Source organism: Mycobacterium sp. D16Q13, assembly GCF_002013375.1.
Classification (GTDB): domain Bacteria; phylum Actinomycetota; class Actinomycetes; order Mycobacteriales; family Mycobacteriaceae; genus Mycobacterium.
This window is the reverse complement of record NZ_MAEW01000003.1, coordinates 446,063-470,693: the sequence shown is the minus strand read 5'-3', so window position 1 is coordinate 470,693 and position 24,631 is coordinate 446,063. Positions and strand designations below refer to the sequence as shown.

The 24,631-nt window shown below is 63.1% G+C and carries 25 protein-coding genes; 22 read left to right on the top strand and 3 right to left on the bottom strand.

Annotation, left to right across the window (positions count from 1 at the left end; translation table 11 throughout):
• Positions 1–39 precede the first annotated feature (39 nt).
• From B4400_RS05015 to B4400_RS04955, 13 genes are all read left to right on the top strand, one after another.
• Positions 40–417, top strand: a complete 378-nt coding sequence (locus B4400_RS05015) for a hypothetical protein (RefSeq protein ID WP_286151029.1) — start codon at positions 40–42, stop codon at positions 415–417.
• A complete protein-coding gene (locus B4400_RS05010) occupies positions 414–839 on the top strand; it encodes a YbaB/EbfC family nucleoid-associated protein (protein ID WP_502688376.1) in 426 nt (141 codons plus the stop codon). Before B4400_RS05015 ends, B4400_RS05010 begins: the two co-directional genes overlap by 4 nt.
• Before the next feature lie 83 nt (positions 840–922).
• Complete coding sequence (locus tag B4400_RS05005; protein ID WP_057964170.1) at positions 923–1,237, top strand: hypothetical protein; 315 nt, start codon at positions 923–925, stop codon at positions 1,235–1,237.
• A gap of 83 nt (positions 1,238–1,320) precedes the next feature.
• Positions 1,321–2,661 (top strand): hypothetical protein, encoded by a 1,341-nt coding sequence (locus B4400_RS05000; RefSeq protein WP_078307840.1) that lies wholly within the window; start codon positions 1,321–1,323, stop codon positions 2,659–2,661.
• 44 nt (positions 2,662–2,705) lie between these two features.
• Positions 2,706–2,993, top strand: coding sequence for a PE family protein (locus B4400_RS04995; protein WP_078307742.1), 288 nt, complete (start codon positions 2,706–2,708; stop codon positions 2,991–2,993).
• Positions 2,994–3,036: 43 nt separating this feature from the next.
• Entirely contained in the window at positions 3,037–4,125 is a 1,089-nt protein-coding gene (locus B4400_RS04990) for a PPE domain-containing protein (protein ID WP_078307745.1), read from the top strand.
• On the top strand, positions 4,122–4,940 hold the full coding sequence (locus tag B4400_RS04985) for an ESX secretion-associated protein EspG (RefSeq protein WP_078307748.1): 819 nt from the start codon (positions 4,122–4,124) through the stop codon (positions 4,938–4,940). The genes B4400_RS04990 and B4400_RS04985 overlap by 4 nt, the downstream gene beginning before the upstream one ends.
• Positions 4,941–4,999: 59 nt before the next feature.
• A complete protein-coding gene (locus B4400_RS04980; protein WP_052616321.1) occupies positions 5,000–5,266 on the top strand; it encodes a hypothetical protein in 267 nt (88 codons plus the stop codon).
• Between the two features lie 39 nt (positions 5,267–5,305).
• The gene (locus B4400_RS04975) at positions 5,306–5,596 is read left to right on the top strand and encodes a hypothetical protein (RefSeq protein ID WP_078307751.1); all 291 of its coding nucleotides are present in this window, start codon (positions 5,306–5,308) and stop codon (positions 5,594–5,596) included.
• A gap of 118 nt (positions 5,597–5,714) precedes the next feature.
• Positions 5,715–5,996, top strand: a complete 282-nt coding sequence (locus B4400_RS04970) for a hypothetical protein (RefSeq protein ID WP_078307754.1) — start codon at positions 5,715–5,717, stop codon at positions 5,994–5,996.
• Positions 5,997–6,544: 548 nt separating this feature from the next.
• Positions 6,545–7,393 (top strand): hypothetical protein, encoded by an 849-nt coding sequence (locus B4400_RS24290; RefSeq protein ID WP_134072930.1) that lies wholly within the window; start codon positions 6,545–6,547, stop codon positions 7,391–7,393.
• Between the two features lie 119 nt (positions 7,394–7,512).
• The gene (locus B4400_RS04960; protein WP_078307759.1) at positions 7,513–8,391 is read left to right on the top strand and encodes a beta-ketoacyl-[acyl-carrier-protein] synthase family protein; all 879 of its coding nucleotides are present in this window, start codon (positions 7,513–7,515) and stop codon (positions 8,389–8,391) included.
• Complete coding sequence (locus B4400_RS04955; RefSeq protein ID WP_078307762.1) at positions 8,388–9,170, top strand: hypothetical protein; 783 nt, start codon at positions 8,388–8,390, stop codon at positions 9,168–9,170. The genes B4400_RS04960 and B4400_RS04955 overlap by 4 nt, the downstream gene beginning before the upstream one ends.
• An 18-nt stretch (positions 9,171–9,188) precedes the next feature.
• Here B4400_RS04955 and mbtN read toward each other — a convergent pair whose 3' ends face one another.
• Genes mbtN through B4400_RS04940 form a run of 3 tightly spaced genes read right to left on the bottom strand, consistent with a single transcriptional unit; the run spans position 9,189 to position 12,210 of the window.
• Positions 9,189–10,337 carry a mycobactin biosynthesis acyl-ACP dehydrogenase MbtN gene (gene mbtN, locus B4400_RS04950; RefSeq protein ID WP_134073672.1) on the bottom strand — a complete coding sequence of 383 codons (1,149 nt, stop codon included), beginning with the start codon at positions 10,335–10,337 and terminating at the stop codon, positions 9,189–9,191.
• A 14-nt stretch (positions 10,338–10,351) separates the two neighbouring features.
• Complete coding sequence (mbtM, locus tag B4400_RS04945; protein ID WP_078307768.1) at positions 10,352–11,944, bottom strand: long-chain-fatty acid--ACP ligase MbtM; 1,593 nt, start codon at positions 11,942–11,944, stop codon at positions 10,352–10,354.
• Positions 11,941–12,210: an acyl carrier protein gene (locus B4400_RS04940; protein ID WP_078307771.1), complete on the bottom strand. Its 270-nt coding sequence runs from the start codon at positions 12,208–12,210 to the stop codon at positions 11,941–11,943. The genes mbtM and B4400_RS04940 overlap by 4 nt, the downstream gene beginning before the upstream one ends.
• A gap of 85 nt (positions 12,211–12,295) precedes the next feature.
• On the opposite strand from B4400_RS04940, the gene B4400_RS04935 reads away from it, so the two are divergent.
• The 9 genes from B4400_RS04935 (at position 12,296) to B4400_RS04895 (ending at position 24,449) form a co-directional block, all read left to right on the top strand.
• Positions 12,296–13,168 (top strand): hypothetical protein, encoded by an 873-nt coding sequence (locus B4400_RS04935; protein ID WP_139361267.1) that lies wholly within the window; start codon positions 12,296–12,298, stop codon positions 13,166–13,168.
• Positions 13,168–13,629: a hypothetical protein gene (locus B4400_RS04930; protein WP_078307776.1), complete on the top strand. Its 462-nt coding sequence runs from the start codon at positions 13,168–13,170 to the stop codon at positions 13,627–13,629. The genes B4400_RS04935 and B4400_RS04930 overlap by 1 nt, the downstream gene beginning before the upstream one ends.
• A 37-nt stretch (positions 13,630–13,666) precedes the next feature.
• A complete protein-coding gene (locus tag B4400_RS04925; RefSeq protein ID WP_139361266.1) occupies positions 13,667–15,157 on the top strand; it encodes a 9-bladed beta-propeller domain-containing protein in 1,491 nt (496 codons plus the stop codon).
• Positions 15,158–15,291: 134 nt separating this feature from the next.
• Positions 15,292–15,555, top strand: coding sequence for a hypothetical protein (locus B4400_RS04920; RefSeq protein WP_078307782.1), 264 nt, complete (start codon positions 15,292–15,294; stop codon positions 15,553–15,555).
• Positions 15,556–15,583: 28 nt separating this feature from the next.
• Complete coding sequence (locus B4400_RS04915) at positions 15,584–16,093, top strand: YbaB/EbfC family nucleoid-associated protein (RefSeq protein WP_078307785.1); 510 nt, start codon at positions 15,584–15,586, stop codon at positions 16,091–16,093.
• 104 nt (positions 16,094–16,197) lie between these two features.
• Positions 16,198–16,473, top strand: a complete 276-nt coding sequence (locus B4400_RS04910) for a hypothetical protein (protein WP_078307788.1) — start codon at positions 16,198–16,200, stop codon at positions 16,471–16,473.
• A gap of 91 nt (positions 16,474–16,564) precedes the next feature.
• Positions 16,565–22,348, top strand: coding sequence for a putative adhesin (locus B4400_RS04905; protein ID WP_139361265.1), 5,784 nt, complete (start codon positions 16,565–16,567; stop codon positions 22,346–22,348).
• Positions 22,345–22,923: a hypothetical protein gene (locus B4400_RS04900; protein WP_078307794.1), complete on the top strand. Its 579-nt coding sequence runs from the start codon at positions 22,345–22,347 to the stop codon at positions 22,921–22,923. The genes B4400_RS04905 and B4400_RS04900 overlap by 4 nt, the downstream gene beginning before the upstream one ends.
• A 596-nt stretch (positions 22,924–23,519) precedes the next feature.
• Complete coding sequence (locus tag B4400_RS04895) at positions 23,520–24,449, top strand: sensor domain-containing protein (protein WP_078307797.1); 930 nt, start codon at positions 23,520–23,522, stop codon at positions 24,447–24,449.
• Positions 24,450–24,631 lie beyond the last annotated feature (182 nt).

The window sequence follows — 24,631 nt, the reverse complement described above, 5'->3', positions numbered from 1 at the left end:
TGCTAGCACGGCTCAGAACATTGTACTAACTTTGGCCGCATGCCAGCCCATAACGTCACACCGCCGCCAGGCGCAGGCGCGGGTACCCGCGCCTGCCAGGGCCGTCAGGGTGCCGCGCGGTCGCCCAGCGGCAGCATTTCAGTTGTCACGACTGAGCAGGGTCTACCGGTAGCTCTCAAGATCGATCCACGCGAGCTGAAAAAGTCGCCGCAGCACCTGGCGAACGAGATTCTGGCGCTCTGCCGTCTGTCTGGCATGCGTGCCCAGGTGGCCCATCGCCGTGAGATGCAGGCGCAGGGCGTTGACTTCCCGACGATCGAAATCATGGGCTTGGCCACCGAATCCGACGTGGTGGACGCCGAGGAGCGCATATTCGGTGACGAGGACATGCCCGACAGTTGGATGCGCTCGGTATGAGCGCCCCAGGCACAAGCCTTGCGGCGTCTTTGCTCGCTCGGGTGCGCAAGCAGCGCGACCTCATGCAGTCCCTCGCCGAGCACACCGCCGCAGTGAGTGTGCGGGTGACCAGTCGCGATCAGTCGGTCAGCGCCGAGGTCGATGCGCACGGTGCGCTGTCCGGGCTGTGGCTGGGCCCCTCCGCGGCACGATTGGGGGTTGATGCGTTGGCAAAGCTGATCGTTGACACTGCGCAGGAAGCCGCGCGGCTCGCTATGGAGCGGCATGCTTTTCTTTTCAACGAGTTCAATACCCGGATGGCCGAGCTAGAAAAAACCCCTTTGACCTGCTGGGACGGCAGTACTTTCGTGCCCGGCGAGGATCCGGACGCAGAAAAAGATGCCCGAGAAGTTGCCGGGTCCCCTAAGGATCCGGCAAAATAGTAGCCAGAACATCCGCTGGGGGAGTTATCGTTGCTGTAAGGAGGGGCGGGGCTCGCCCTTTGGCCGTATTTCAGGAGGGAATCATGACCGAAGATTTTGAGGCACAACCCGCGTATATGTCCGCAATGCAATTGGCGCAGGAGGGCGTTTCCACGGCGATCACCACCGCATTCTCCGTGGTCACGCCGGGCGCGCTGTCCGGATTTGCCAGCGCGATCGGGCCGCTCGGCGTCGCCAACGTGATTCCGGCCTTCTTTGCGTCGACGAGCAGCAACGTCACCAGCGGGCTGGGGACGGCTGTCAACCATGCACTGCTGGGTACGTCGACAGAGGTCGCCCAGGCCGGCTACGTCAAGGTTGACGAGGGCGCTGGTTCCGGACCGACGACTGCCGTCTGACCGGCGAAATCATGGCCGTCACCAACCCAGAGGGACAGGTACCCCCGGGTCCTGTAGGGCCCCTTTCGCCCATGCAAGTACCCATGGGCGCGGCACCCGCCGCGGGCGGCGTCGTTTTCGACCCGACGCCGCACCTCAACGCTCTTGAGCATGGGCTCAAAGACTGGCTGAACAAGCCAACCCGGAACATTCTGGACGAACTGAATCTGAATCCTTCCGACCGTAACGCCCAGGACCGTAACGCCCAGGATCAGGCCGCCGCCGATGCGGGCGGGGCCGGGGGTGGGGACATGGTTGCCGGGCTGATGTCGCCGATGCTGGAGATGCTCGGCACGCTGGGTACCGGGATCTTCCAGGGCCTTAATCCGCAACAGATGTTCCAGCCTATGACCCAGGCGTTCCAGCAGGGTGCGCAGAGTCTCCAGGGCTTGATGGGGCAGATGGGGCAGGGCGGCAGCGGATGGGCGGGTGCCGGTGCAGCCGGGACTGCGGCCAAGACCGCGGAGACGCTGGGTAACGGTGCGGCCGTGTCGGCGCAAGGCGCGGCACTCGGTGGGCAGGGGATGACTGCCGGGGCGGACACGTCTCAGGGTTACACGCGGCTGCTTGAGCTCATTCAAGAGACCCAGCACCGCCTCGAGGCGTTGTCCGGCGGAATTCCCTTTACTGCTCCAGAGATGGGCGAAACGGCTGGCTCCGCGACGGCGCGCGCCGTCGAGATCGTCACCGAGTTGGAAACCGCGCTCACCGCACAGGCGGCCGACATGACGGCTACGGGTGCACCGGTGGCGCTCGCACAAGGCCCAACTTCCATGATGAGCATGATGGGCCCGATGATGCAGATCGCGATGAGCATGATGGGCCCCGCGATGCAGATGGCCACCATGCCGTTGACGATGGGTACCCAGTTGCTGACCCAGGGGGTTCAAGGGGGTGTCAAGGCCGCCACCAGCATGGCGCAGGCGATGGGGAAGGAAGGTGCCGGCAAGGGCGTGAGTGCAGCCGCTAAGGGACTGTCGACGGCTGGGCTGGGGTCAGCGGGTGCCGCCAAGATCGGTGGTGGCGGGGCCGGTATCGGTGGTGGCGGTTCGGCGGGAACGCTGGCGGCGCGTGCATTGCCGTCCGCGGTGCCGGCCAATTTGGCAAGTGTGAGCGAGGCGGGCTCCGCGACGCAGGCTGCCGCAGTGCGCGGTGCGGGTGTCGGAGCGGTGGGCTCCAGTGGTGCGGGCATGGCGGGCGGCGCTCCGATGGGCGGTGCGGGCGCCCGTGGTGCCGGGGCTGGCAACGGCGGTCACTCCGCGGCGACCTTCCTGCACACGAGTGATCAGGGTGGCGAGGTCGTTGGCGATCTGGGTACCGTCGCACCGCCGGTGATCGGTGAGAACGATCCCAACGCCGACGTGGACGTAGATCTGCGTATTTAGCGCGCAAACCGCATCAATCAGACATCAATCAGAGGAGTAATGAAATGGCCGATATAAGAGATATCAAGATCCAGCCCGGCGAGGTGGGCGATGTCATCAAGCAACTTGACGACCTTGCTGGCCGTGTTGACGCCGTCCTGAAGGCCGAGTCGTCGCATCTGACGACGGTGGCACCCGGCAGCGACGAGGTATCCCAGCGCGTCGCACGGACGTCCAATGCCGTGCATGAGTCTTTCGGCAAGGCTGCGGCCTTGGGCTCCACCGAGATTCGGGAAGTAGCCGCGACGTTGCGGGCGCACTCGGGCAAGATCCAGGAAACCGATCTGGCTTGATCAGCCGTGAATTCTGGCTAGGAAACTGGAAGGGGGTTATGGCATGGGGTTCACCAATGTGGTGTGGGAGTCGCGGAGCGCTGAACAACTGGCTCGTGACCTGACCGACGGACCTGGCCCAGGATCCGTCGGTGAGGCGGGCGCTGCGTGGGTTCGGGTTGCCAACGAATTGGCGCGTGTATCGACCGACTTCGACGCGATCGTCGAACGGTTCAAGGCATCGTGGGACAGCGGTGGGTCGGATGCGGTTTCGCAGAAGCTCGTTGAGTTTGGCCGCTGGATCCAGTCGCTCGCGCTGAACGCAGCGGGCAACGGGCAGAAGATCGAGGAAGCGGCGGTGGCGAACACCGTCGCGATCCTGTCGATGCCAACCGTATCGGATGCTGTCGAAGCCAAGGCTTCCGCGGACATGATGGCGTCACTTGGCGCGTACAACGGCGCGGTTCTCGACGGTAAGTTTGCCGAGTTAGAGGAGGCAGCCACTGCTCAGCAGGCTGACGCTGCCGCGGTCATGGTCCGCTACGAGGAGGCCGTCGCCGAGCTTGCCGAGCCGTGGGAGCAGCTGCCGCCGCCGCAGGTGGTCAAGGGTGACGCGCTTAAGGCCGAGAAAGAAGGAAAGTCCGAGGGCAAGGGCGGTGGCGGCCGAGGTGGCGGCGGCGGTGGCGGTACCGCAAGGCCATTGGCTCCTATGGCTGCGTCGCCGATCAAGAGCAGCGATGCCGCGAAGGATTTGAAAAAGACGCCATTCGGCAGTGGTGCGGGGAGCAGTAGCGGCGGCATGGGCCGTGGTGCCATGGGCCCCATGGGCATGATGGGCAAGGGCGGCAGCCAGGACCGCGAGCACGAGTCAATCCGTCCGGCCGAGTCACTCGAAGGTGGCGGTGAGCCGGGTGCGCGGCTTTCGGAAGTTGGCGGCTCGTCGTGGTTGCCGGCCGCACAGCAGAGCGATGCACCGTTCACGGTGGCGAACGTAAGTTGGGGCCCCAACACCGCGATCTTCGATGAGCTGGCAACGCCGGAGCCGACCGCCGAGAGCTATGCGGACGAACCCGCGCGCACACTGCAGCAGGTTTCCGATCGATGGGTGGCGCCACCGGTTATCGGGGCGGACGATAAGGATCCGGTCCGGTGACAGCCGCGCTCGGTTCGCGGTTCAACGTTAGTGAAGACGAGTTGCGGGTTGTCGCGCAGCGGGTGGGGATACAGAGTCTGCCCTCGGTGTTGGCAATCCGGCTGCGGCAGGGCACCGATGAGGCGCTGGACGCGGCGATCGACCGTGCGACCGGGATGCTGGTATCACGTGGTCTGATTGTCGACGGCGTGGTGGCCGACGAGTTGCTGGAGCTACTGCAGGTGCTGCAGCGGCCCGACCGGGAGCTGGCCATGCGGTTAGTCACTCCGGACGGTATTTCCCGGGTCTCAGTGGCGCGCCGTGGTACTCGGTTGGTGACGGCACGGCGGATCGGCGACGATATCGAGCTGCGGGGGATTGCGGGCGAGGCCAGGCTCGACGCAGCGGTGGCGGCGTTGGTCGCTGAGTTGCCACGGTCGGAAGCGGCGCAAATCACCCCGGTGGGTGCCCCGCAGCAGGAGATGCACGAGCGGCTTAGCGGCACACACGATTCGGCGGAGCTGGCCGACCGTATTCGGGCGCTCGGCGCCGATTCCCAGACCGCGATGCTGCTCGGATCGGCGCTCGGCTCCCGCGCGGCGTTCGCCGAGATCGTGTACTACGCACTGTCGGCCGAGGATGACCGCATTGCGCGGGCGCCGGTTGCGGTCGGGGTTTTCTACACCAAACGCGGCCGCATTATCGGCGCGCCAAGCGCCTCACCCAATGGACAGATCTGGTCTACGCTCAAACCGGGGTCAGATCACACGATCGGGCAAGCGATCGGGCAATTGGTGGAGCTCGGGGTCGAACGTTGGGGGGGCGTCAGCAGCTGAAATGAATTTGATTGTCCGAGCAAATACATTATTCAACGAACACAGACGGAGGGTGACATATGGCCGAGGGAATTGACGTTGACGTCGATGCGGCGAAGAAGACGTATGACGACATGGAAGATAAGAAGAGCGAGATGCAGAGCGCTCAGCAAAACGTCGCGACCTACACCGAGGACATCAAGTCCCACTGGGTCAGTGACGAGAAGGCCCCGCCCTTCCATAGTGCGATGGGGCACATCAAAGATACTTTCGATACCAAGATGAATTCCTTCATGGATCACATCGAACGGTCCCGCACGGATCTACAGCACCTCGCCGGATTCTGACCAATTACTCGATACGAGCCAACTGAAGGAGTGGAGTAAATGACTAAGTATGACTACGCGGGAATGCAAGCGTGTGTTGATGATGTAGACAAAGCCATTAACGAAGTGCAGAGCGTGTTAGACGATCTCCAGTCGATCGTTGATGGCATTGAGGCTGCCGTCAAGACCGATAAAGTAACGGATGCAATGACTGCCGTGTATAAGCAGGCGTTCCGTGGGATCGATGATGAGGTTCTGACGCCGTTGCGTGAGCAGAAAAAGTACGTCGAAGACTGCATGGAGGAGGCGCGAGCCGGCGATTCTGCTTTGGCAGGTGGCTGGGGGGGCTGACCCCGACGCGTTCAGCAGCTGGCCTGGTCTGCTGCGAGCGGGCACAGTGCTCGCACTGGCCAGGGCTGCGGCGTCAGGGTTACGCCCGGTCCGTGCGCCATAAACGAAAGGAAGCATCATGGGAACAGGTACTCCGAAGCTGGAATGGACCGAGCAGCAACTGAGCGGTGTCCTCGATGCTCTAACGACTTTCAAGACCGCACTCGAGACTGAATGTAATAAGATTGACGGTCTGACGATCTTCGGAGATACCGGCCAACTCGAGTCGGCTCGGATGACGAAGGATAATTTGATCATTGACGCGCGGGCTCTCAAGTCCAAACTGACTGCCTACATCGAGTATCTCGATAAAGTGCATGCACAGGTGAATGGCGATGTTCAATTCCTGCTCAAACTATGAGACGGCGAACTCAATGATCAATCCCTCGATGAGATAGTGGCGAAATGTGCGGCGGTGACAGCGGACCTCGGGTCAAGAAATTGGACGGTACCCGACTCGACGAGTTGGCGGGTGATCGATTCAAGGACAGTGGCATCGCCGGGGTAATGCCTGTTCAGGTTGAGGGATTCGCTGGATGGCTCTTCGTGCAACTGCTCTCCATGATGAGGGAACTGACCGAGACCGATATCGCACCCCAGCATACGACCGTGTGGGGTGACATCAGCCGAAACATTGGCACCGCTAGCAACGATTTTCACACCGCGATCGATGGGGTGCTTACGGGGGAGCACGCTCCCAAGGGCGATACGGCTGACGCAGTCTGGCGGAACATAACTTCGTCACTGAATGTGCCGACTTCAATTGCAACCGACGCAGAACGCATGAGTATCATCGTCGACGCATTTTCTCGGTGTATCGGGCAGACGCGACAGCAATTAGCTGCTAACGAGCAGGGATACAATAGTCTTTTCAGCAATAGCGGCCCAGGTACCGGCCAAACTGCTGATATGAGCGCCGTGGAGCAGTACAACAAGTTTGCGCGTGGATTAATGGCCGATGTATACGCCCCGGGAATCGAAAAGGTGGCCGGGAATCATCCCAACGTCGCCCGTGACGCGCCGCCGAGTATTACTCCAGTAAACGTCCCGGGAGGACCAGCCGGTGGACCGTCGGTCGGTGGGCCATCTGTTGGTGGGCCATCTGTTGGTGGGCCGTCGGTCAAGACGCCGTCAATACCGACCGCCAAAGATCTTCAGCAGTTCAATAAGAGTGCTAACTCGTCCACCGATCCGTCCAAGAGCCTCGGTGACGCCGCGAAGGGGCTCGGCGACGCGGCCAATTCTGCCAGTGGTGCAGCAAATGACGCGGCGGGCAAGGCCTCCGATGCATTGAACCAAGGGCTCGGCTCGTTGGGCTCGCTGTTGGGTTCACAGCCACCGGATGGACTGAATCCGGACAAATTTTCCGGGCTGGGCGGCGTGCCCACCGGCGGGCTCGGTCCGACTGGGACGACCCGCGGCGCCGGCGGCGGCCCGGGGGGGACCGGGGCCGGACCGACCAACCCGAAGACGGCTGCAAATCCCGCGCTGGCGGCATCGCCCACCAAGGCGACGGCGGCCGCGCCGGTGTCGCGAGCGGGTATTTCGGCGCAGGGATCACCTGGGGCCGCTGGAGGGGCACCGGCAGCAGGTGCCCGGCAGGGAGGCGCGGGCGGTGCCGTACATAAGGTCAACAAGGCGCTGAACAATCGTAAGAACGGAAGCGAGATCGTCGGCCAGGCGGACGCCGTTGTTGCGGTCGTCGGTGATGAGGCGGCGCCGGAGCAAGCGACGAAGCCGGTACCTTCCAAGCCGTGACGTTTCTCCGGTCGGCATCGGTTCTTCTCCCTGTCCCTCGGGCAGCGACCATGGCGGAGGTAGCCGGAGCACCGGATTGGCTCGGAGTGTGTGAATACCCCGGCCACACGCCCGCCGAGATGGCGATTGAAGTGGGCTCGGCAGCCCTCGCTGCTGCGCATGTGCCGCCCGCCGAGGTGCGATGGGTAGTGCACGCGGGGGCCAGTGTCCAGGGTGCGATCGGGTGGCCCGTGCACCACCACATTCAGCACGGCATAGTAGGCGCCAACGGCAACGCGCTGGAGCTGCGCCAGTACTGCGCCGGCGGGCTGGCGTCCTGGATCGTTGCCGGCGGTTTGCTCACCGACGATGCTGGGGTCGTGGTGTGTACCGGCGCTGACAATTGGTCGTTCGGCGGGCGGTTCGTGTCATCAGCGTCGACCTGGGGCGAGCCGTATTCGGATGTCGCGCATGCCGAGGTGCTGTCGAGTTCGGAGGGGTTCGCCATGGTTTTGGGCACCGGAACCACGAGTCTCCCGGGCCGTGCCGAGCAGTGGCGGCTACGAGACAACTACTGGGAGCATCCGACTCTTGCGGACTACGCAACCACCTATGCGCGTGCTTCTTCCGAATCGACATTGCAATCCGCGGGTGAAACGTATCGGATGGTCATGGACGCGGTGGAGAGCGCTTTGGCAGACGCTGATATCCAACCTGCGGATGTCACCCACTTCGTTCCCCATCCGACAGGAAGCGGCCAGCCCTGCCTGCAAATTGCAAAGACTATGGGTTTGCCGTGGTCTGATTTGCTGTATCGCTATCATTTAGCGCACGGCTATCTCAGCGTGAGTGCGGGCACCGCAGCATTGATTCGCCTTGCAGAATTAGAACTCCTCAAGGAAGGAAATATCATCCTGATGGTGGCAACCGAGTTTCAACTCAGTAGCACCGCGGTTGTTTTAGAAATTATCCGACGCCCTGCACTTATCGTGCGCGATCTGATCACCGCCGTATCGTGAAGCCCGGCAGATTGGAACGGCTCGGTCAGATTCAGATCGTTGACCTCGAAATAGCTGCCACTTTCTACGGAGAAGAGTCCCTCCCGCATCCCTTCGCGTGGGTCAAGCCGGGGCAGTTCAGCACGCTGAACGAGTACCGAGACTATGCACGATCCGTGCCTGACCGACTCGGTCACGGCGACCTGAATCTATTGCAGACGTGGTTCGATACCTATCGGCGATCCGACATTCGTGTGGAATGCTACGTCAATGCCATTGATCCCGAAGGTTTGGGCGCGCAGATTCTCGCGCATCGACTTGGTGATTCTGGCTACCTGGCCACGCAGACTCCCGGCGAGAATGAAATTGATATCTTCGCGGTGTCACCCTACGAACTCGCTGATGCGATCGTATCCAGGATTGAGCTGACAAAACCCGGTCGCCACCCTGAGATATCGGTCCCCGGGATGGCGGAGCTATTCCCGGAAGAACCGCCCAACCGCCCCCATTCCATTCGCGAGAATCTAGAGTTGGATGCAGTACCGGTCGTTTCGGTGTCGGTTGACGAGATTGCGGTGTTTTCTCTGATTCAGAGCAACTGGCGTCCCGCACGATTCTGGGGATTCGACCGTGAAAAGAGCCTGGTTGCGTGGGGTACGCGAAAAGGCGACGGAGACTATATTTCCGTTCCTAGTCTCAGCGGCGAAGCCAAACCGATGGACAGATCTGACTTGATCGGTCGAATAAATCGTCTTATCGCCGAGGATATCGTGGCGGTGCGGGAAGCCCGGGGGCAGTAGCCGTACATTGGCCAGCTCTCACGGCGGTGATTCCCCGCTGAGCGCGGTGTAGCCATCCAGGTCGGGTTTCATCGCGGCGGCAACGAGTTCCCAGAGAACCTCGTCGGTGCCACCGCCAATTCGGGCCAGTTTCATGTCGCGCCACCAACGACCCACCGGGGTTTCGTCCGTCAGGTAGCCGGAGCCCCCGAAGATGTGCATGCATTCGGAGGCCACTTCTTCTCCGAGCCGCGCGGCGGTCACTTTGACCGCAGCGGCTGAGCGCAGGTCGAGTTCGCCCTGCGCGGCGATGCCGCGCAGGGCGTGACGGAGCAGATCAACGCGAGCCTGTAGGTCGGCCATGCGCATCCGCAACGCCTGATGTTCGAAAAGCGTTGCGCCGAACTGACGCCGCTGAGTCATTCTGGCGTGGGTAACGCCGAGGATCCGCTGGCATGATGCCGCGACTTGCCCGGCGATTGACATGCGTTCGTGCGCCAGTCCCCACGAAATCACCGCCAGCCCCGCGCCTGGCCGGGCGAGGAGGTGGTCTGCGGGAACCCATGTGTCGATGTGCACCTCGGCGGTATCGAGCGGAGCGGCACCTACCTTGCGGTACGGCGGGCGCACCTCGCACTGGCTGAGGGGTACGGCAATGACGAGCACGTTGCCGTGACGGCTGGCCGGATCATGATCGACTCCCCGGGCGACCACCACCGCATAGTCGGCGATCGGGGATAACGACACAAACTTCTTGATGCCGGTGACGACGTACCCGCCGTCCCGCGATCGCACCACGGTTTCGACGATCTGCAGATCCGATCCGCCGGATTCCTCCGATGCGGCGATGCACAACACCGCGTCGCCACGGATCGCGGCTGCACACAGAGAGTTCAGGAACTCGGATCTGCCGAACCGGCGCAAGATCGCGATCGCCGAGTCATGGAGGCTTACCCCTACCCCAACCCCGGCAGAACCCAGGCGGCCTAGCGCATAGGCGAGAGCAAGCAGCTTGTCGAGATCAGGCTCGACGTCGGCTTCCCATTTGTTCGCGAAGACACCTGCGCGGCCCAGGTGTTCGATCAGCGGGCGTGGAAAATGTTCCTGCGCTTCAGCTTCGGCGGTCCAGGCAACCACCTGGTCGTCGAACACCTCGTCCAGGAGGGCTCGGTATTCGGTGACGCCCAACCGCCGAGGAGCCGTCACGATGCCGATCCTTCCATCTGCTCACGAATCGCCAACCGCCGTAACTTGCCCGACGTTGTGCGCGGGAGCGAGCCAGGCGCCAGGAGAACCACTCTTGACGGCACTACGCCGCACTCGGCAGTCACTCGTCGTACGAGTTCTGCGTGCGTTCCCGGCTCGTCAAGGCCGGCGAACTCGGCCGCGATCACCAGTTCAGGCCGCGATGCGGCCACGTTGATTCCGACTGCGACGACCGCCCCCGCGCGGACGCCGTGGACCTGCGCGGCCACGGTTTCGACTTCGGTGGGGAATACATTGCGACCGGCCAGTGAGATGACCTCTTTGGCGCGTCCACACACGACCAGCGAGTCATCACGAAAATAGCCCAGATCGCCGGTGCTGAACCAGTCGTCGAGGCCCAGAGCGTCTTCCCCGACGTAGCCCGTCATCAGCGATGTTCCGCGAACCTCGATCTCACCGACTTCGCGCCCAGGAACGTCGTTGTAATGAGCGCGCGACTCGGCGATACGGACCTCCATACCCGGTATCGGCCGACCCAGCAGTGCATAGCGGCGTAGCGACGAACCGCCGCCATCAACGCGGGCCACCTCGTCGTAGAGCGGGCCGGTTCCGGGCAGGGGAGCAGTCACTGCGCAGGTTGCTTCTGCTAGTCCGTACGACGGCGCACCCGCATTGGCAGAGAAGCCGAGCCGTGAGAACTCGGTAGCGAATTGATGAAACCCCGCGCAGTCGATGGGCTCTCCGCCGTTGATCGCGTAGCGGACCCGGCTGAGGTCTACCTGAGGTGCGCGGCGGGCGAACCTGCCGAGCACCGTGTAGGCGAAATTAGGAGCGGCCGTCATGGTCGCAGAACTTTCGCTGAGCCACGTCAGCCAGCGAAAGGGCGAGGCCGAGAACGCTGCGGTTGGTGCCAGCCACATCGTGATTCCCGTCAGGGCGGCGCTAAGGAGGAAAGTCAGCCCCATGTCGTGATAGAGCGGCAACCAGGAACAACCCACGTCGTTCGATGGGTCGACCTGGGTGTGGGTGATCAGCCCCCTGGCGTTGTTTACCACTGCGTCCGGCGACAATTGCGCAACACGCGGCATGCCGGTCGAGCCGGCTGTGCCCTGCATCACCGCCGGTACCGCATCTGCTGTGGCGATCGAGGCCAACGGCGTAGAGCGCCTGGCATGCCCGATCGGTGTCAGATCGGCGATCGCGAGCGATGTTTCGACGGGTTGTAACAGTCCGAGGTGAGCACCATGGCTCATGACCGTCCTGATACCCAGAGCGGCGCATCGGGTTAGGGTGGTCTGCGCCCACAGTTCGACATCGGCGCCGCGAACCGGTCCGGGCACGATCGATATGGTCTGGCCCGCCAGCCACGTGCCGCAGACGGCGGCGACAAACTCCACGGTAGGTTCGCCGACCAGGGCAACGGCACCACCGCAGCCGGAATCGAGCAGCCATTCAGCCACGTTCTGCGCACGCACGAGTACCTCCGGCCATGGATGGCGAATCCACGCGTTGGTCTCTCGATTCAACACCACCAAGTCGTGGCGCGACGACGCCATCGCCTCGGTCAGCGCCGCGGCCAGGACAGTCACGAATTAGGCTGTGCAGCAGGGAGCTTGGCGGTAATCGTGCGTTCCAGATCTCCAAAGGTATGCGCGCTCAGTAGCTCCTCTTCGGATAGTGCGACGCCCAGCTTGTCCTCGATGGCGACCAGGCCAACAGCAAAGGCAACGGAGTCCAGTCCGACGTCATTTACCAATCGAGACTCGCCAGTGATGCGACTGGTGTCCACGTGCAGTTCATCGCGCAGAATCGCTATCAGTTCGGCACCGACCGAGTCAGCAGCGGGCAGGTCCATGCAGGAAAAGTACACCGGCAGAGGTTGGGACTCGCGACGAACAACCTTGGGCAGGCATCTCGCGGCTATTGTTAGGCTTCGATTTGTGCAGCCAGGCGTGCAGCAGGGGGTGCCGGTCGGGGACCGGGAATTGGTCGAAGAGGCCATTATGCTGCTGTGCACGGCCGCACCGGTCGGGTGGAGTATTGTGCATGGCGAGTTCGAGCCGTCGCAGCAGCCACCGGTAGCCGTGGCCCAGGCCGTCATTGATTCTGTGCAGCAGTCCATTACGGTTCCGGCCGGGGTTACCCACATTCTGGCCGAGCATCAGCGGCGTGCCGCTGATGCCGGCGCCGCGTGGCGGCGGCTGACGATCGAGTGTCATTCGGAAGGACGGTTGTCGGTGCGCGCCGATCCCGCTGAGAAGGCTCTCGGGGTTGATTCGGGTGGCCGCAGTGCAGGAACTCGGCGACTCCAGTGGCTTTGGTGGTTGCGGTTCACACTGGCCGCGGTCATTGTCGGGGCGTTGATCGCGACGGCGGTGGTGGTGGGGCTGGCCCGGCCGTGGTCGCCGCCCCCGCGCGCGGACATTATCGACGTGCCCCCGCCCTCGGCCCGTGAGCGTCAGGCTCACGATGTGATCGTGGGGTGGTATGAGGCGCACAACCGCGGTGATACGGCCGCGATGCGCGCGCTGGCTTGTGTGGACCCCAAATCCAATGTCCCACAATGGATCATCTCTATCGAACGCGACGGTTCGGACGGCAAGCTCTATTTTCCCGAGGCGATCGCCGAGTTCCGTGAGCAGGGTTCGCAGGTCTGGGTGCGGTTCGCCAGTCGGATACGGCCTTTGACCGATGCGGTCCGCGCCGAGGTCGACGATGCCCAGCGTGCAGGCGGTTTCTTCAAGCAGGTGTTCTCCTTGGAAGAGGAGGAGGGTGGCGTCTTGAAGATCTGCAATGTGGAGTCAGAGTCGTGATGAGCCGAGCCGAGGGTGGCGGCCGATGGTGGGTGTGGTTGCTGGCAGCAGCGGCCTCAGTAACGCTGTTGGTGACATCGTTGATGCTTTGGGGCATCGGTGAGCGCCCGACATTGCGGGCGATGGCGGCCAGTGAAGCAATGACTGACGAGCAGGCGCGCGTGGTCGCGGAGAACACCGTGCGGGTCTGGTTCCGGGAACGCAACGCCGGGCACCTGGCCAACTTGCAGGCCCTGTCTTGCCCGGATGTCCACGACGGGCCTGTGGCCCGGGAGATCGAGCATCTGCGCAATCATGATCCGCTGGAACTGATGCAGGTCGTAGCGGTGACCGGATTCGCCCGGAAGGATCCGATCTGGACGGTCAACGTGATCCGGCAGAAGGCGGGCTCGATGTTCGAGCTCAGGATTGACGGCGGCGAGCTGCGGGTGTGCCAGGTTGATTCGGCACCGGTGCCATGACGGCTCGCGGTGGCTGTGTGTGTGACAGGAGGATGTGATGTCTGGTTCGCCTGGGGTGCCAGGGCAATTCCAGTGGGATCAACCCGAGGTGCCACCGGCCCCGAAGGTTGGCCAGCCGCGTAGGCGGGGCCGTTGGGCGTTGGTGATAGCGGTCGTGGTGATTGTCGCTAGCGGTATCACGGCGCTGGTATGGCGCACCCGGGGCGCCGATCCGACACCGGGGCAGGCCGGCAGTATTGGCACACCCCCTGAGTTGTTGGTGGGTTTTCCGCTTAACCGCCAGCCAGTTCCCAAAGGCTGGACTCTGAGCACCGCCGACATCGGACTTCCGCCCCAGGCCACGGCGGGCAGCGTGTTCGCCAGAAATGGTCAGATCGCCTACTACCTTGTCGGCTGCTCGCGAGAGGAATGCGGGGAGAAGAACAGCTGGGTCTATGGCGTCGACACCGCCACCGGCGCGCTGACGTTCCCCCCGGTGACCTTGCCCGGCTACAACCTCATCGGTGAGTGCTACGGCAACGGGCCGGGCGTCGCGCTGTGTCTGGGGCAGGGCAAGCAACCATCCGAACCGGGCACCGTGTGGATCATCGACTTGGACCACGGCAAGATCACGTTCACCGGCCCGAGCAACCTACGGCACGCGGGCACGGGTGGTGTGGGGCCCGAACCGAAACTGCGGCGGCTCGGTGCCGTCAAAAACGAATCCCGGTTGGTCGCCGGGGTGAAGGGTCAGGGCATCTACGGTATCGGTGCCCAGGGCGAGCTGACCTGGCATGTCCCGGGCGGTGACGTGCCAGCTAGCCCCGAGCTTGCGTCAGGTGAGGACATCCCCGCATCGCCCCTGGTCGTGGTGGCGCCGAACCTGGTCGCGAATCCTTCCGACACCAGCTACCGTGTGTTCTCGGTCGCCGACGGCCGGGACCTGACACCCCAACCGCCACCGGGAACCAGCTTCGACAAGGCCGTCGCCTACAACGGAGGCTTCGCCTACGAATTCAGCACCGGCCTCCAAAAGAGCGGCATCCTGTTCTACGACACCAACGGCACCCAGGTCGGCCGCGCCGACGGCACGCTGTATCTACTCAAGAGCGCCGAAACGCCCGCCGCCCTCGATCAGAAGAAACGGCAATGGCGCTTCTTCAGCAGCACCGGCCAACCGGTGCTGAGCATCCCTGCCACCACCGAGGTCACGAAATTCAGAACCATCGGCACCAAGTTGTACATCCAGACCCGGGAACGCGGCCCGGACGAGAGCTGGCAGCAATGGGACCTGCGCACTGGGACAGCGGGACCGACCTGCAAAGCCCACCTCCTACCGCTCGACTATGTCGCATCAGACGGCATCACAGCGATCTGGCTCGACCCCTATAAGTCACCCGCAGTCAAGGAGGCAGTCGATTTGAACACCTGCCAAACTGCATGGACGACACCGGTCTTCGGCGGCGAATACTTCGAGAAAGTCGGCCCCCGGCTCATCGGATCTGTCAACGAAGGCAAAACACTCGTGGAACTGGGCGCGCCCGCCTAGATCACCAGGTTCCCGGCTTCTGTACCCCAGCCCTCCGCAGGCTTCCCAGGCGACGGTTGGTACACCAATATTCGGGGACTCCCGAGCGCGACGCTATACACTGGCCGCAACCCAGAGCGGCGAACGGAGGCGCGATGAAGTTCGACGACACCTATTTTTCCAAAGAAGACAGGTATTCCCTTGGCGTGGAATCGACCTCGGGCCGCTACTACGCGTCGATACCCGTCAGCAGTGGAATCGTCGACTACGAAGAATATTACCAACTCACCCCCGACCAGTACCGAGAGTTTCTGGCCGACACCACTGCCGCACTCGCGTTCGTCGAAGCATGCCGTCGGCACGAGCACGATGGGTTGCTCCTGCAGCAACCGGGCAGTAACCGCGGGACGCCCGTTTAACACGAGACACTGAGGAGTAGTCGTGGGAATGTTCGACGGCCTGTTCCAGGATTCAGACGATGTTGATCTCGACACGATCATGTCCGATATGGACAAGGCACTGGGCGCCTTGGCCGAGTCCGCTCAACGGATGGCTATCGAGACCGCCGATGCCCGATCCAAGGACCATTTGGTGCGGGTGTGGGTGAACGCGCAGGGGGTCGTCGTACAGGTCGAGGTCGACGATGAGGTGTTCGCCGACGCCACCAGCACCCAGGTGGCGAGCTCGATGTTGGAGGCCACTCACGCCGCGGCGGCCAAGATGAACGACAAGTCCAAGGCATTTCAGGCCGATATTTTGAAGGAGACGTCTGCCCTGGGGGCAGGCTTGCCGGGTGTTGGTGCCATGGGGGCCATCGACGATTTCGCCAAACTGCAACCCACCGTGCCCCTCTCACCACCCGATTCGCGGGAGCGTCAGGCGATGGCAGAGCAGCTCGATCATGGCGATGGGAGTGACGAGCCCGAATCGCCGATGACTGTGTTCGATCGCCGGTAACCACCAAGGGCCTACGGGCTTGGAAAAACCGAAGAGGAACGTCGGGGCGGGATGTCGTACGCTATTAGCCACGACTCGCATTCAGGCAGAGTAAGGGGATCACGATGGCCGAGAAGTTCGAGTTCTATCAGGGGCCGGCCCGGGCGGGAGCCGCCAAGTGGGCTGAGGCCGCCGGGATCGCATCGGCAGCAGCCGCTGGGGTGGGAGGGTTGAACGATTCGCCATGGAGCGACGACAAGATTGGCTCTGCGTTCGCCGAGAAGTTCGATCCCAACCGTGCACAGGCGATCAAGAATGTGCAGGAGCTGGCCAAGCAGCTGGGGACGTTCGAACCGAATCTCACGAAGGCGATCAATTCCATCGTCGCCCGGGAAGGCTAGACCCTTCCCGAATCGGTGTGATCTGGGTATTAGGATGCGCCGTGAATTCCGTGTGCCGCACCGTCGCGATCGCTGACCGGGACACCCTGGTATGAGCCAGCGTCTTCCAGACACTCTGAACGGCATACTCGAAGTTCTCGTGGGGATGCGGTATCCCGATGGCGACGAGGATGCGTGCACCGAGCAAGCGGACCAGTGGCGCAAATTTGCAGCCGACCTCAAGCGACTCGAAAACATCGCTAGCGATGGGCGGAGTAAGTCTCTAGAGGGTTTCGCCTCCGGTGAGTTCCACGAGAAGCTGGTCCCGCTGTTCCAAGACATTCCGGGCAACGTCAGCAAATTGGCCAGTCAGCTGGAGTCAATGGCTGAAAGTGTCGATAACGTCGCTAACACGATCGACAATGCCAAGACTGCGTTCTATATCGCGCTTGCCGCGTTGGCTGTCACCATCGCAGCTACCGCCTGGTGGACCTTTGGCGGCGGCGCAGCTGTGGCGGCGGCGGCGACTCGCGTCACACTTCTCACCGTCGTACGGCTGGCTGTTACGCGTGCGTTCGGCGCTGCCGCCGCGAAGGTCGTAGAAGCGATCGTGATGAAGATTCTCGACAATGTTGTCGTTCAGGCCATCATCAACGGAGCTATTGCGGGCGCCGTCGGAGGCATGGCGGGCGACCTCACCGCACAGGGCTTGCAATTTGCCACCGGTACGCACCCCCCGGGTGGATTCAATTGGCGCGAGTTGGGTACAGCGGTGGCGGGTGGGGCGATCATGGGCGCGGTCGCCGCGCCGATCACGAGTGTCGGTGCGAACTTCAAACTTGGCTCCCCGTGGGCGAACGGCGCCAAGGACTTTGGCGTGAGCACCGTAGCGAACACCCTCGGTGGACTGGCTGCACAGCCGCTGACTGAGGGGCACTTCGACCTCAAGAAAGCCTTCGCCCAAGGTGTTGCCTTCGCAGGCGTCGACGGTGTCAGCGGCTACCGTAACCCCACACACACCGACGGTTCCACTGGCTACCGTAACCCCAGCGAGGTACAGCCGACCGCCTCGGACAGGTCCAGTTCGACATCACCGACGTCTGCGGAGGCTCGGGCCACCTCCACTACGCAGCCCACTGGTTCCACCGCACAGACCGGTCTGCGCAACGGGGATGTGCCGCTAGGACCGGATCCGCAGAAAAGCAGCGTGCCAACCGTCACCGACCCGGGCTCGGGTCAGCACACCCCGAACAGTCCCACCGCGTCGAATTCGGCTGCCACGCCGTCGGCGCCGCGTGCCGAGGTGGGGGCAGGGCCACCAAACTCGTCACGGGCCGAGAGCCCCCAACCCAACAGCAGTTCGACCAACACCCCGGCCGGAACCCGGGCAGGTGTGGTACCGACCGGTGCTACTCCAACGGCAGCGCACGCCGGCAGCCCCGCCGCGCACGTCGCCGACAGCGTCGCGCGACCCGCTGCGGCCGCATCCACTATGGGTGATCGTCCCCTAGCGCCGACCACGACCGGCGAACCAGTCCCACGAGCCAGCGAGGCCCCCAGGAGCGATGCATCCGATCGCCCCGCGCCCAGCAACGGGGCCCCTGATCGTCCGGCGCCCGCCGCGGACCGACCCGGCCAGGCCGGCGAGCAACCCCTATCCCGTCCGGCGAACAGCGGCGACCACGCTGCACAGCCTGCGCACGCTGGAGAGACTCCTCGCCAACCTTCCGGCGGCGATCCTGTGCAACCCCGTTCCCCGCGCACCGACCATGTCGGCGCCGAGCCCACCGCATCTCCGAGCAAGAATGGACTGCCGACCGAAGCTCCGAGGGCGCCGACCGAACCTTCGCCCGCCGACCGGCCCGCCGGACAATTGGAGCCGTCCAAACCTGATGGGCAACAACCCATCCCACGACCAGTCGACGAGGTCGTTACCAGAACTCCGGTGGACAACCAGGCTGCGCCCCGAACCGCATCTGACGGTCAACCGGCGGCGCCCAAAACGACGCCGGACAACCAACCTGCCGCTTCCCGACCTACACCCGAGAGTCAACCTGCGGCGCAGAAGGGCCAGATACCACCGGAAAGCAAATCCGGGGCACGGCTTTCTGGTGATTCAGACGCCCGCGCCGTGCGGCAAACCCCGGACTCCGAGATAGGGCAGGAGGGCAGACGAGACCCGGGAACTGTCGCGCCCAAACACCCCGAATCGGCCGATCCCGACGCGATGCCAGCGGTGGCCCCGCCAGCTATGCCTGCCATCGGCGGGGAACCGGTAGCACGGGCACCGGAGAGTCGCGCCGGCGCTGCACCGTCGGGAGGAAAAACCGCAGGCGACCCCAACAGGTCGTCGGCTCGCCCGGTTGATCCCGACGCCGCGGCAGAACCCAAACGCGGCGGTGCCGACGATTCCTCGGGTGAGCAGTCCAATGACCCCAGTGGCTTGACCCCGGAGAAGCGTGCAGAGATCGTCGGGATGGACAAAGGCACCAGGCCCGATCCCGCCGAATATCTGTCACCGGAGTACATCAAGCAACACCTGGACCAATTCAAGGACGGCGCCACCCGGTTCATGCCCGAGCACAATCTGAGCAAGTATGGGATTGCTCAGCGCGATGGAACCTCCTTCGTCATGCCCAAGGGCGAAGCCGATGCGATGCTCGCCCGAACCCAAGGCGATCCGCGGGCAATGGAAAGGGAACTGGGCCTGCCGGAAGGGTTCCTGGATTCCAACAAGTTGGTCCGCATCGACATCCCCGAACCACACGACGCCAACGTGCGCGTGCCTTCGGGTAACGAGGCCGGCGCCAACGATCAGTGGCTTCCGGGCGGCAAGTTGCCCGACGGGGCGTCAGAAGCCGTCATCGACGGCGGCAAGCTGAGTTCCGATCGCTACACCGTGACCGACGTGACCGCCGCCGAGCACCGCGCGGCTGATGGGCACGGTGACTCGTCGGTTCCGGCCCATCGCGACGAGTCTGACGCGCCGCCGCCCGGTATCGGCGAGGAAGCCAGGGCCGACGACGGGCGTGTGAAGATCAGTGGCCACGGCACCTATAACCCGGAGCATGGCACGACCGTTGTCCCCAAAGGTACGTCGGTCACGGTGTACGGCGAGCATGGCGCGAGGATCACCGACTCGCTGGGCCACCGGATCGAGACCGGACAGGATGTTTCCGGCGTGTATTCGCGGACGTATACCGCCGGCGAGCAGATGCCCAACTACACACTGCACGCTCCCGATGGTCTGGACATCCAGGGGACGCCCCACACTGTTGACAGTCCGACACAGCTCAGCCACCTGCTCACCGAGAATATGGGACCGGTCGACTGGGCCGCGTGCGTGGAGGCCGTCTTCACCCCCGACTACGGTAATGCGCCGGGCAGACACATGTCGTACGGCGTTGACGGCATCGGAAACAAGATGACCGGGTCCATGACCCACTACCAGCAACCGGAGTCCCCGTCGTCTGGACCCCGGGGACTCGGAGACGACCTCCAGGCCAATCGCGCCGCGGATCACGTCGACGATGCTGCGGCCGGGCGGGGGACTCATCCAGACCGGGGCAGCGGTGACGAATCAGCCGTTCAAAAGACTAAACCAACAGTCGCGGCCGACCCGGAGTACAAACCGCCTACGTCGCCGGAGTTAGCCCCAACAGAGAGCGTGCGTTCGGATCAACCACCCACGGGCAGCGACCCGGCACCGGAAGGTTCGGCAGCGTCCTCGGGTCACGATTCCTCGGCCCGCTCCGAGCCCAGTATTGGCAGTGATCCCACCGAGGCGGGACGGAGCGTGACATCGCATCCCGATGCCGAGCACGCTCGCGAGATGGCCAACGACGCGCTGTGGCGGCGAGATCCGCCGGTCTCCCCAGACGAGGTGCGAAACCAGCTGGGCAACGACCCGTTCGGCGAGCGGCGGTCGGCCGACAATGCGCGCTGGTGGGAGCGCTTGAGCGGTGAAGAGCAGCGTGCGCTGATCGACACCTATCCCCGCGAGATCGGTAACGCCGAGGGCATTCCGCCGTGGGCACGTACTGAAGCCAGCACGCACGAACTGACTCGACTGCACGACGAGTTGCAGGCCCGAAAAGACGCCGGCGAGCACCTTACTCGCGGCGAACGCAAAGAGCTGAAGCGCTACGAGGGAATCCAGCGAGCCCTCGATGACGCGCACAGTTGGGCACGAGAGCACGGCGGCGAGGTGAACATCCTGGCATTTGACCCGCACGCTTTCGGCGGCGACGGGCGGATGGTGGTCAGCGTCGGCGAGAACCCCTTCCATTCGGATGCAGTGTCCTGGCACGTGCCGGGCTACTCGACGACGATCGACAGCATTGGAGGCAATCTCGAAAACGCGAGGGCGCATCTCGAATCTGTTTGGGAGCAAGGCGGCACCAAGGTGTCGTCGATCGCGTGGATCGGCTATGACGCGCCCCAAGGCATCAAGGGACTATGGGATGTCGCGCACACGAAACTGGCCAGCACCGGTGGTGACATCCTGCACGGCGACATCACCGCCTTCAATGCCGCGCGCGATGTGATCGCCGGGGATGGCAGCCACTTCTCCATCAACGACATATTCGCCCACTCCTATGGGACGACGACCACCAGCTTCGCTGGCCACGAGGCGAGGTTGGGCAACGAGGTGCGCAGCATCACGCTGGCCGGATCGCCAGGGGCGGGACCTCTCCACAAAGCTGCCGATTTCGGTGTCGGCGACAAAGTATTCGTCGCGTCTTCCTCGCGAGACCCGGTCACCATGCTCGGTGGCCGCACCGCCGATTCGGCGGGGCGGTTCTTCGGGCGTGGTCTGGGTTTCGATCCGGCCATGGAAGGATTCAACGGGCAGCGAGTCACTTCCGAATTCCCCCAGCACATGGATCACCTTCTCGGGAAACATGGCACTGTCAGCACCCACACGGCCTACTACAAATTCGATCCGATCCTGGGCGGGCGTACTGAATCGTTGGCGAATTTTGGCCGCATCGGGGCGGGCCAGTTCGACCAGGTTCATCACGAGGCCCCACGCACCGTTGATGAGCGCCCCGGTTGGCAGGCGGGTTGGCGTACCGATGAACCTGCCGCTGGCAGGCCCCTACAGCTCGACCGCGATGTCAGCGGCCAGTATTCGTCGGATCGGCAGATCTGGGATCCGCGCTGGCATGACGGATATCGGGAGCTAGAGCCGACGCAGGCGATTGCCGGCAACCCCGACAGCTCCCAACCTGCCGCATTCGGCGAGCACACTGGTGACCACTCGGGTGGTCCCGCGACACTCAACGTGAGCGAGCACCCAGTGCCACAGCCAGCGAAGGCTCCGGCCGTGGAGGGTCAGGACTACGGTTTATCGCCTCAGCATGCCTTTGAGGTTATGCATAACCCTGCAGACGATGTAGCGCGCCTTCATGAAGGTGGCGTCCCCAGTAAGGTCACCGACGGATACAACCCACTGGCTGGCCGCACCATTGATCAGTTCGAACACGAATTCACAGTCCCTGGACGCGACGGAAACCCCCGATGGGACTGGGATGGTCAAGCGCCCAACAATGGATTCGCCGGACCGCCCGCCATCATTGACCGGATTCCTCACGGACATCAGCTCGACCGACTCGGTTCTAACGGAGGTGGATTCATGGCAGATGAAGGCGCACCGCTGGCTACGCGTGCCATGCCACCAGGCGTAGCTAACCAGTACCACACATTCGAAGGCACCGGGAAGCCAATACCCGATGGACTAGACTGGGAAGTGCACTACGGTCCAGCCAAGTCAGCTTTCGGTCAGCCAGGCGGAGCCAACCAGTGGGCTGTCATCGACAAAGCCACCGGAGACCCAGTGTCGGTTGATCAGTTACTAAAGAACCGGCTGATTCGTGAGACCACTGGTAGATGAGAGAGACCGTCATGAACCCGGATGCCGCGGCTGCTGATCCTAGATTTGTTGAGCTAACCAGCCAATACGAGAATTGGCGACGAACCTACTCTTACGCTGGCCAGCTCTCACTGAACGCGGCAGTGTGGGAAGACGGCAGACTTCACCTCCGCGACGGCTACCCCTGCGAGGGCTGGACATCGCTAATAGTCGAACCGAAAGACGGTGGATGCAACGTTTTGCGGGCCACAACAGAACGCCGCAACGAGCCCCACGAAAGCTTGGTGGCCTTCTTTTCGGATATTGACGACGCTGGAAAATACATCATCTGGGATCTCGGCGAGAGCCTACGTATGGACTTCCGTCTTGATCCCGTTCAATGGGCTTGGGAGGACGAGGGGCTCGATGCCCGAGTGCGTCAGGTTTCGCTTGATCGTTATGTGTCGAAATTTGAGTTGAAATCTGACCCGAGCCGCTATTTCGTATTGCAAGCCGGTGGTATTCGACCTGAGAATCATCTATTGCCACTGACTTACAGGCAGTTGAATTACTTGCTGCTGAATGGACTCCCGGCCTCAATCATCTCCCAACTGTGAGTTGACTCTACGAAGGTTGCGCCGGCCCTGTCCGGTTCTGCCGGTCCGCTCGACAAGTCAGGTGCGGGTACCGGTATCTCGACGCATTTCCGCGACACTGACTGGATCACTAACTGTCCCGGAGGCTCTCGCCGCTGATGCATCATCAGTTCTTTGTCCGAATGAAGGTGACCTGGCGGGGCATCTCTCCGACTTCCGCGAGCGGGTTGGGCTGCAATGGCGTGGTCGCCTTCACGATGACTGGGATCAAGAGTTCGGGAGATCGATGGTGCGCTCGCGGGAACAAGGCTTGGCAGAGTTGAACCTGTGGCGTTACGCGGGCGACGACTGGAATAAACAGGCTTACGTATGAGAAGGACCCGCTGGCGGAGCAGAATAATTGCGTCGCAAGGTTTTTTTGGATGCCGCTGCTGCGGCGGGTATGACGATTACGGCGCAGTCCGGTATGGAGTCGCCCAAACCTCCTCGTAGGAGGAGTGAGGTATTTCGTCGGCCTCCGACGAAGTCCACCACGCCGGACTAGCACCGCTGTGGCTGGTAGCCAACGACTCGCCGAGCATCCGGATGTGCTGTCCGCCGACAGCTAGGCTGCCGTGATGTCGTCGGGTAGCGAACGCACACCTTCCCCCATCCTCGTCAACATTGCCACTGTCGTGCTTTGGGCCATCCTCCTTGGCACGTTGCCATTTGGAATCACGGTCATACATTGGGGTTTGGACAACCTGAACCGCGATCAGCCCTACTGCAACGGTATCGCCATGAGCCGCGGAGACACCTGCGTGAACCACGGCGTCCGCGCTTCGCAGTGGGAAACCAACTACGACGGGCAGCTGGCTCAAGAACACATGGGCGCCAAGGTCCAGATCGTGGTCGGTGTGGTGCTTTCCGTGATCGGTGCAGGTCTCCTCTTCCTCGTTGTGATCAGTCGTTTGGGGATCTGGCCGAAACGCAAACTCGATGAGCTCCTCGTCACGCCCGCGCAGGCCGCTGTGTTACTCGGTGTGTCCGGCATGGAACTGTCGGCGTCCAGCGACATCTTGCTCGACGATTCGGCATGCCTGGCGGACCGGGATTGTCTGGCCGCCTTTACCCCGGCGCAGCTGTCTGCCTACGGCCACTGCGGGTGGACCGGGATGCGAATCCACACCCTGACTGAAAACGCCGGTGGCCGCCCCGGTACGACAGCTGCCCAAATCATCGAGGCGGTCATCGATTTCCCGTCCGCTGAGGCGGCGGCGAGTATGCAACGCGCTCAGGCGCAGCTATGGGCTGCCGCCGTGGGCCGCAGCGTCACCTACCGTCACGGCGAACAGCTCTCCTCATGGGTGTTCGGACCCTTGAGTAACACCGGGGAGATGCTGACGATCCGCCGCACCCAAGAGGACGGTGGCGGGTGGACTGCGCAACGCGCGCTGACCGTCCGCGGCACCGTCGTTGTCGACGTTCAAGTCAGCGGTTTCTGGAGCGGCAACGATCAGGCCCGCCAACTCCTCGAGGTCATTGTGGCGACCGTCAGTTCTGGATAGTGGACTGCCGTGCGGCGTGGACGATCGCGTACTCCTCGTTGTTCAGATAACCCGGTCGGGTCGCACCGCACCGCGGCGGCGGGGTGGTGGCATTCAGCATTACTTCCCGTACTCGCTTGTAGACTTGGCGAACGCTGGCTACTTGAGGGAGATCCCGCTGTCGTATCGCAACCTGGACGACG